Origin of the sequence: Actinomadura geliboluensis (genome assembly GCF_005889745.1) — a bacterium.
Lineage (GTDB): Bacteria > Actinomycetota > Actinomycetes > Streptosporangiales > Streptosporangiaceae > Spirillospora > Spirillospora geliboluensis.
On sequence record NZ_VCKZ01000420.1, the window covers coordinates 1 to 7,576 of the forward strand.

The following is a 7,576-nucleotide window of genomic DNA, read 5'->3' on the forward strand; positions in this document are numbered from 1 at the left end:
CGGCCTGCGCCGCGCCGGGGTCGTGCTGTGCGCGGTGGAGCACGGCGGCGTCCCGTCGGTGATCCTGATCAAGCGCGCCTACCGGGGGCGGAACGCGGGCCAGTGGGGGCTGCCGGGCGGGCGGCTGGAGGACGGCGAGACCGAGGAGGAGGCGGCGCTGCGCGAGCTGCACGAGGAGATCGGGCTGGCCGCCGGGCCGGCGGACGTCCTCGGCCGGCTCGACGACTTCCCCGCCAGCTCCGGATTCGCGATCACCCCGATCGTGGTGGCGCTGCGGGATCCGGGCCCGCTCGCGCCGAGCCCGGACGAGGTCCACTCCGTCCACTACACGAGCCTGCGAAGGCTGGCGGACGACGACACCCCGCACTGGGTCCCGCAGCCGGACGGCGGGAGCCTCCTGCAGATGCGGCTCGGCCCGAGGTGGCGCGTGCACGCCCCGACCGGGGCGATGCTGTGGCAGTTCCGGGAGGTCGTGCTGCTCGGCAGGCCCGCCCGGGTCGCCGGTTTCGCCCAGCCGGACTGGACGCGCAACTGACCCGGCCCGCTCGCGCCCTACGGCCGCCGGCTCAGAAGGTGCCGCCGTCCACGACGATGCGCTGCCCGGTGACGTAGGACGCGCCGTCCGAGACGAGGAACCGCACGACGTCGGCGACCTCCTCGGGCGAGCACACGTGCCCGTACGGGGACATGGCGTCCTGCTGCCGGATGTCCTCGACGCCCGCGGTGGCGCGCACGAGCCGGCGCCCCATGTCGGTGTCGACCAGCCCGGGCGCGACAACGTTGACGTGCATGCCGTTGCCGCGCTCCTCCTTGGCGAGGACCTGCGCGAGCGCCTCCATCGCCGCCTTGCCCATCGCGTAGGGGCCGCCGAACGGCGGCATGATGTCGGTGATCACGCTGGAGACGAACACGACGTCGGCGCGCTCGGCGCGGCGCAGCAGCGGCAGCAGGGCCTGGCTGACGTGGTGCGGGCCGAACGCGTGCACGCGCATGACCCGCTCCAGCTCGGCCGGGTCGGTGTCGGCGACGGTGTTGCCGCGGCTGGCGATCCCGGCGCTGTGCACGAGGATGTCGAGGGAGCCGAACTCCTCCTCGACCCGCCCGGCGAGGCCGCGGCAGTCGTCCACGCTGTCGACCGAGGCGCGGAAGGCGCGGCCGCCCACGCCGGCGGCCTCGATGTCGGCGACGGTCTTGCGGGCGGCCTCCTCGTCCCGCCGGTAGGCGATGCCCACCCGGGCCCCGTCGGCGGCCAGGGCGAGCGCGATGGCCCTGCCGATCCCGCGGCTGCCTCCGGTGACCAGGGCGGTACGGCCGGCGAGAGGACTCATGGGGGCACTCCTTCGTCAGGGGTCGCTTACCACGGTCCATCCTGCACGTTCGAGGTGTGCCGGGGTAAGCGGCCCCCGGTGCGAGCGCCCTCGGCGGGGCGCTAGGCCGCGGGCGCGGCCTCGATCACGTAGTAGGAGGAGGGGGGCAGCGGCCCGGTGAACGAGACGCCGGTGAACCCGGCCGCGTCCAGCAGGTCCCGGAACTCGGCCTCGGAGCGCTCGCGGCCGCCGGTGGCGACGAGCATGTTGAGGTCGTTGCGGACGACGCCGGCCGTCTCCGGCGTGACCATCTCCGGCATCACCTGCTCCAGGACGACGACCCGCGCGCCGGGCTCCATCGCCGCGCGGATGTTCCGCAGGATGGCGAGGGCCTTCTCGTCGCTCCAGTCGTGCAGGACGCTCTTGAGCACGTAGGCGTCAACACCGGCGGGAACGGACTCGAAGAAGTCGCCCGGCACGATCTCGGCCCGGTCGGCGACGTCCGCCAGCGTGCCGGACGCGGCGTCGAGGCCGGCGGGCAGGTCGAACAGCAGCCCGCGCAGGCCCGGGTTCGCGCGCAGGATCGCGGCGAGCAGCGTGCCGTCGCCGCCGCCGAGGTCCGCGACCGTCCCGTAGCGGGAGAAGTCGTGGGCCCCGATCATCTCGGGCGCGACCGCGCGCGTGTGCTCGGCCATCGCCGTGTTGAACGTCGCCGACAGCTCCGGGTCTGTCGCGAAGTACTCGAAGGACGTCCGGCCGTTCACGCGCTTCCACGCCTGCTCGCCGGTGCGCAGCGTCCCGGTCATGTCGCCCCACGTCCGCCACACCTCGGGGCCGCAGAACAGCCTGATCAGGGCGCGGACCGAGTCGGGCGCGTCCGCGCGCAGGCGCTGCCCCTCGGCGGTCAGCGCGAACAGGTCCCGCTCCTTCTGCTCGACGGCGCCCAGGGTGACGAGGCCGCGCAGCAGGCGGAGGAGGGACGGCGCATGGGTGCCGGTCGCCTCCGCCAGCTCCCCGCTCGACCTCGGCCCGTCGGCCAGGGCGTCCGCCACGCCTATCTCCGCGGCCGTGTGCACGATCTGCGCCGGCATGTATCCGAAGGCCGCGTCCAGCAATGGTGATCTCGACATCGTCGGCTCCTTTTCCGTTCGTCCGAGGACGCTACGGACCCCCGCCGTACGCCGTCTTGGACGAATGGAACCTTCCCCACCAGGCTGGGCGCCCACGTGGGCGCCGGGTCAGCGGCCGAGGGCGCGGAGCCAGGTCTCGGCGATGCCGAGGTGCTCGTCGGTGAGCCCGGTGAGCGGGTCGATCTCCACCAGGAGGTGCTCGGCGACGCCCGGTTCGCCGGCGATGCACTCGGTGGCGTCCGGCTCGTCCTCGAACCAGACGAACGGGCGGCCCTCCGCCCACGCCGCCACGTGGCGGGCCTTCCACGCGCCCAGCGAGCGGCCCTCCGCGCTGCCGGGATAGGACGGGATCGGGACGAACGGCAGTTCCGGCAACCCGATCCTGGGCGCGATCCAGCCGTTGGCGTGGCCGCACCAGTAACTCGCCCAGGCCAGCTCGGCGCCGGTCGACTCGGCGAGCTGGAGCAGCGCCGGGCCGTGCGCAGGGTTGAGCCAGAGCTTGAACCGCATGCCGTTCGGCGAGCACTGGTGCCGTCTGAACCCGCGATGGGGCCTCTCGAACGGATTGAGCACCCCGTCGACGTCCAGCAGCACCACCGGCGACCCCATACACCGGACGGTACGTCATCGCGGGCCCGGGGTCGAAGGTCATTTCGCGCGCCGTGTTCCGGAGGGCGCCGGGCGGGCATCCTCCGGGCATGTGCCGACTGTTCGGGATGACCACGGGCGGGCCGCGCGTCCACGCCACGTTCTGGCTGCTGGACGCGCCCGAGAGCCTGGAGTTCCAGTCCCGCCGCATGCCGGACGGGACGGGGCTCGGCTGGTTCTCGCTCGGCGAGGAGCCCGTCCGCGACCGCGCGCCGATCGCGGCGTTCCAGGACGCCGACTTCAACGCCGAGGCGCGCAACATCGTGTCTCACACGTTCATGTCGCACGTCCGGTACGCCTCCACGGGGGCGCCGGACGTGCACAACTCGCACCCGTTCGTCATGGACGACCGGCTGTTCGCCCACAACGGCGTGGTGCGGGGCCTCGACGGCCTCGGCTCGTGGCTCACCGACGTGGACCGGGCGCTGATGCAGGGCCAGACCGATTCCGAGCTCGTCTTCGCCTACGTCACCGCGGAGATCCGGCGGCACGGCGACACCACCGCCGGGCTGGTCGCGGCGGTGCGCCGCATCGCCGCCGAGCTGCCCGTGTTCGCGCTGAACGTCCTGCTCGCCGAGTCGCGGCGGCTGTGGGCGCTGCGCTACCCGGACACCCACGAGCTGTGGGTGCTCACGCCGACGCTGGAGAAGCCCGGCCCCGCCCGGCACCTGGCGTCCGACCACGAGCCCGGCCAGGTGCGGGTGGCGGCGCACCGGGAGGCGTGCCCGGCGGTCGTCATCGCCAGCGAGCGGATGGACGACGACCCCGGCTGGCGGCTCCTCGCCCCCGGCGAACTGCTCATCCTGGACGGCCTGCGGGCGACCTCGGCGTTCCCGTTCGACGCGCCCGCGCACCCGCTGACGGTCGCGGACCTGTCGCCGGCGGAATCCACCTCCCAGGTGTGAACGACCCGGGTGTGCTCGGCCCAGGTGTGATCAACTCCGCGCGACCGGACGTAGGGTGGACGGCCGAAACCCTTTGAGGAGCCCGGATGACGCACGAACTCACCCTGATGGCCGTCCACGCCCACCCGGACGACGAGGTGCTCGGAACGGGCGGCCTGCTCGCCCGCAGCGCCGCCGAGGGCATCCGCACGGTGCTGGTCACCTGCACCAACGGCGAGCAGGGCGACGACTCCGGCGGCGTGAAGCCCGGCGAGCCCGGCCACGACGCCGAGGAGGTCGCGCGGCGCCGCCTCGGCGAGCTGCGCGAGTCGGTCGCGCTGCTCGGCATCGATCACCTGGAGCTGCTCGGCTACCGCGACTCCGGCATGGACGGCTGGGCGACCAACGACGACCCGCGCGCGTTCGCGAACGTCCCGCTCGACGAGTCCGCCGGGCGGCTCGCCCAGCTGATGGAGCGGTACCGGCCGCAGGTGGTCGTCACCTACGACGAGAACGGCGGCTACGGGCACCCCGACCACATCCAGGCGCACCGCATCGCGCTGGCCGCCGCGGAGCGGACCGGCGTGCCCGACAAGCTGTACTACACCGCCATCCCCCGGTCGGGCATCAAGCAGATGTTCGACGCCGTCCGGGAGGCCGGCGTGGAGATCGACTTCGACCCGCCGGAGGACTTCGGCACCCCCGACGAGCTGATCACCAGCGCGGTCGACGTCTCCGCGCACGTGGACGCCAAGCGCAAGGCCCTGGAGGCGCACGCCAGCCAGGGCGAGAACATCTTCCTGCTGCGGATGCCGGAGGAGATGCAGCGCGCGGCGTTCTCGTACGAGGCGTTCGTCCGGCACTTCTGCCGCGTCGAGGCCCCGGACAAGGAGGAGGACCTGTTCGCCGGCCTCAGGTAGCCCGCCGCTGCGCCCGGTAGTGGTCGAGGACGTCCTGCCGCAGCAGGTACCCGAACCCCGCCCGCTCCAGGCGCAGCGCCAGCGCCCCCTCGTCGGTGCCGAGGGCCGCGGCGGCGGCGCTCAGCCGCCAGTCGTGCTCGGCGAGCCTGCGCAGCAGGTATCCGCGCCTGACCTGCGTGTCCGACAGCCGGAACGACTTCAGGTAGGCGACCCGGCCGTCCCCGTCGGTGATCGTCTCGCCGATGTGGTTCTCGCCGCGCAGCGCGAACGACGGCAGGAACCGCGCGAGCTCGAACCCGTGCAGGTGCTGGACGACCTGCCGGGTGCCGTCCTCGTCGAACAGCTGCCCGGCCATCACCGCGTCGTGGAACGACGCCCACTCCTCCCGCTGGATCTCGGCCGCGGCCCGCAGGTCCGCCAGGGTGCGGATGCCGGTGCCGTCGATGCGGGCGGACAGGTCGCCGGCGGGCGCGCCCAGCAGCCCGTACATGTAGATCAGCTCGCCGAACAGGTCCTCGACCAGCGTCGGGTGCAGCGCCCGGTAGTCGTCGGGGTGCGGGACGACGAAGGCGCTCGCCAGCGAGTCCGCGACGTAGACCATGACGCCGCACTGCCCCGGATGGATCTCGAAGATCCTCAGCGCGTCCTCCAGGCCCCGCACCCGGTGCCCGGTGTAGGTCTCCTCGCAGCGGGGCGACAGGCCCCGGGCGACGGCCCGGCGCGCCCACTCCTCCCAGGCGATCTCCGGGCCGCCGAAGTGCAGCGCGAGGTAGCCCTCGACGGCCAGGTGCAGGGGCAGGAAGCGGAGCCGGTTGCGGTCCGCCTTCCGCGCCATGCGCCGCACGACCCGCACCGGGATGCGCGGCGGCGCCTGCTCACTGGCGCGGTCCAGCAGCCGCGTCCCGTAGGAGGCGCCCGGGAGCTGGTCGCCGTCGTCCCACGCGGCCACGAACGCGTGCGGGACGAACGACACGTAGTACGCGTCGCCCACGTCCACGACCGACACCGGCTCGGCGTACACCTTGCGGTGCAGCCGCAGGTTGGGGACGGGCTCGTCGCGGATCAGCGGGACGAGCCGCACCGAACCCCACGCCTGCGCCGGGCCCGTCTCCAGTCCCTCAAGGTCGAAGGTCATGCCGGAGCTCCCAGGAACCGGGCGGCCCGGTCGTCGAGGTGGGCCTGCAGCTTGGCGAGCCCGACCCGCCCCTCGGCGAACCGCGCCAGCTCCACCAGCGTGGCCAGGTTCTCGGCGTCGCGGATGCCCGCCGTCGGGACGGCCGGGGCCAGCCGCCGCACCTCGAAGCCCTCCGCGTCGTACACCGGGTTGAGGTGCACGATCAGCGTCCGCCGGCCGTTCGCCACCCGGTGGCCCGGGTCGAGCCGGGTCCGCCAGACCCGCAGCACGTCGGCGGCGAGGCCGGGCGGGGCGTTGTCCCAGCCGTCGGAGACGATGAGGAGCCGCTCGGGGGCGGTGTCCAGCGCGTCGATGATCCGCAGGCCGAGCGGCGTCGGGCCGGACGGGTAGAGCAGCAGCTCGTCGGTGCGGCCCGACGTCCACAGCGGCGTGTAGTCCTTCGCCAGCGCCTCCAGCAGGTAGTGCACGGCGAGCGCGACCGCCAGCGGGCGGCGCCGCTTCTCCCCCGAGCCGAGGGAGGAGTAGCTGTCGTCCAGCACGGCGGCGACCCGGCCCCACGACCCGCGCGCCGCCCCGGCGACCCGCCGGGCCGCGGTGCGCAGCGCCCGCGACAGCTCGGCGCGCCGCGCGGACCGCTCGTCCAGCGACAGCGACAGCACGTACGACGCGAGCCGCGTCAGCGGCATCTCCCCCAGGTCCGCGGAGACGCCGGCGCCCTGCATGCGCAGCCGCTCCAGCCGGGTCATCCGGTGCTCGATCCGCTCCAGGAACATCTGGCGCGGGATCCCGTGCTTGGCCGCGAACCCCTCCGCGACCGTGTACGGCAGCTCGTAGACGGCGGCCTGCTCGTAGTGCGCCCGGCGCCACCGCTCGAAGATCGGCGTCTGGAACGCCTTCACCGACCGCGGCGCGAACAGGAAGGAGTGCTGCTCCGGTTCGAGCCGCAGGTGCGCGTGCCGCGCGACGTCCTTCACCGCGCCGCGGTACTTCACGAAGTCGAAGGCGGGGTCGCGGCGCCCGGCCATCCAGTCGCGGATGATGGCGCGCGTCCGCCGGTTGTTCACCCCGAGCCGCCGCAGGTCCCGGAAGACCCGGTACACGCGCTGCTGCGGCATCGTCTCCAGCCGCCGCGCGATCAGCAGCCCTTCGCGCCTGCGCCGCTCGACCGCGACATCGCCCGCCCGCACCAGCAGGTTCCGGATGATGATCGCCGCGTTGTGGTCGTTGACGTCCAGCGCCAGCGCGGCCGCGTAGACCTCGCGGTAGTTCTCCAGCATGTACTCGTGCAGGAAACCGAGGCTGAGCCGCTGATCCGCCGCGTCGCCGTGGAACTCCCGCTGCCCGGTCGAGGTGATCGCCGCGTTGACGAACATCAGCACGTCCTCGCACGCGACGAGGTCCGCGAACGTCTCGCTCATGGTTTCCCGGGCTCGGTGGGGGCGATGGGGGGCGCCGGCCGGGGAAGGGAAGCGCGAGCTGGCGAATCATCACTTCAAAGGTGGGTTCCGGAAGTCGCACCGAAGTCCCGCGGCCGGCTCCCGAACCGTAACAC

At 73.5% G+C, this 7,576-nt stretch carries 8 protein-coding genes; 3 read left to right on the forward strand and 5 right to left on the reverse strand.

All coding sequences use genetic code 11. The annotated features are described in order from the left end of the window. The coding region (locus ETD96_RS37075; RefSeq protein WP_138641181.1) for an NUDIX hydrolase at positions 1-535 on the forward strand (535 nt) is incomplete at its 5' end. A gap of 31 nt (positions 536-566) precedes the next feature. Here ETD96_RS37075 and ETD96_RS37080 read toward each other — a convergent pair. The 3 genes from ETD96_RS37080 to ETD96_RS37090 all read right to left on the reverse strand — a co-directional run bounded on the left by ETD96_RS37080 (position 567) and on the right by ETD96_RS37090 (position 3,046). Continuing rightward, positions 567-1,328 (reverse strand): SDR family NAD(P)-dependent oxidoreductase, encoded by a 762-nt coding sequence (locus tag ETD96_RS37080; protein WP_138641182.1) that lies wholly within the window; start codon positions 1,326-1,328, stop codon positions 567-569. A 101-nt stretch (positions 1,329-1,429) separates the two neighbouring features. Beyond that, the gene (locus ETD96_RS37085) at positions 1,430-2,437 is read right to left on the reverse strand and encodes a methyltransferase (protein ID WP_138641183.1); all 1,008 of its coding nucleotides are present in this window, start codon (positions 2,435-2,437) and stop codon (positions 1,430-1,432) included. A gap of 108 nt (positions 2,438-2,545) precedes the next feature. After that, positions 2,546-3,046, reverse strand: a complete 501-nt coding sequence (locus tag ETD96_RS37090) for an HAD domain-containing protein (RefSeq protein ID WP_138641184.1) — start codon at positions 3,044-3,046, stop codon at positions 2,546-2,548. Positions 3,047-3,135: 89 nt separating this feature from the next. Between ETD96_RS37090 and ETD96_RS37095 the strand changes: the two genes are divergently transcribed. Together ETD96_RS37095 and ETD96_RS37100 are read left to right on the forward strand one after the other, a co-directional pair. After that, on the forward strand, positions 3,136-3,990 hold the full coding sequence (locus tag ETD96_RS37095) for a class II glutamine amidotransferase (RefSeq protein WP_138641185.1): 855 nt from the start codon (positions 3,136-3,138) through the stop codon (positions 3,988-3,990). Positions 3,991-4,076: 86 nt separating this feature from the next. Further along, positions 4,077-4,889, forward strand: coding sequence for a PIG-L family deacetylase (locus ETD96_RS37100; protein ID WP_138641186.1), 813 nt, complete (start codon positions 4,077-4,079; stop codon positions 4,887-4,889). Here the strand turns inward: ETD96_RS37100 and ETD96_RS37105 are convergent. Both ETD96_RS37105 and ETD96_RS37110 read right to left on the reverse strand, forming a co-directional pair. After that, complete coding sequence (locus ETD96_RS37105) at positions 4,882-6,024, reverse strand: ARPP-2 domain-containing protein (RefSeq protein WP_138641187.1); 1,143 nt, start codon at positions 6,022-6,024, stop codon at positions 4,882-4,884. The genes ETD96_RS37100 and ETD96_RS37105 overlap by 8 nt on opposite strands. Further along, the gene (locus ETD96_RS37110; protein ID WP_138641188.1) at positions 6,021-7,442 is read right to left on the reverse strand and encodes a hypothetical protein; all 1,422 of its coding nucleotides are present in this window, start codon (positions 7,440-7,442) and stop codon (positions 6,021-6,023) included. The genes ETD96_RS37105 and ETD96_RS37110 overlap by 4 nt, the downstream gene beginning before the upstream one ends. Positions 7,443-7,576 lie beyond the last annotated feature (134 nt).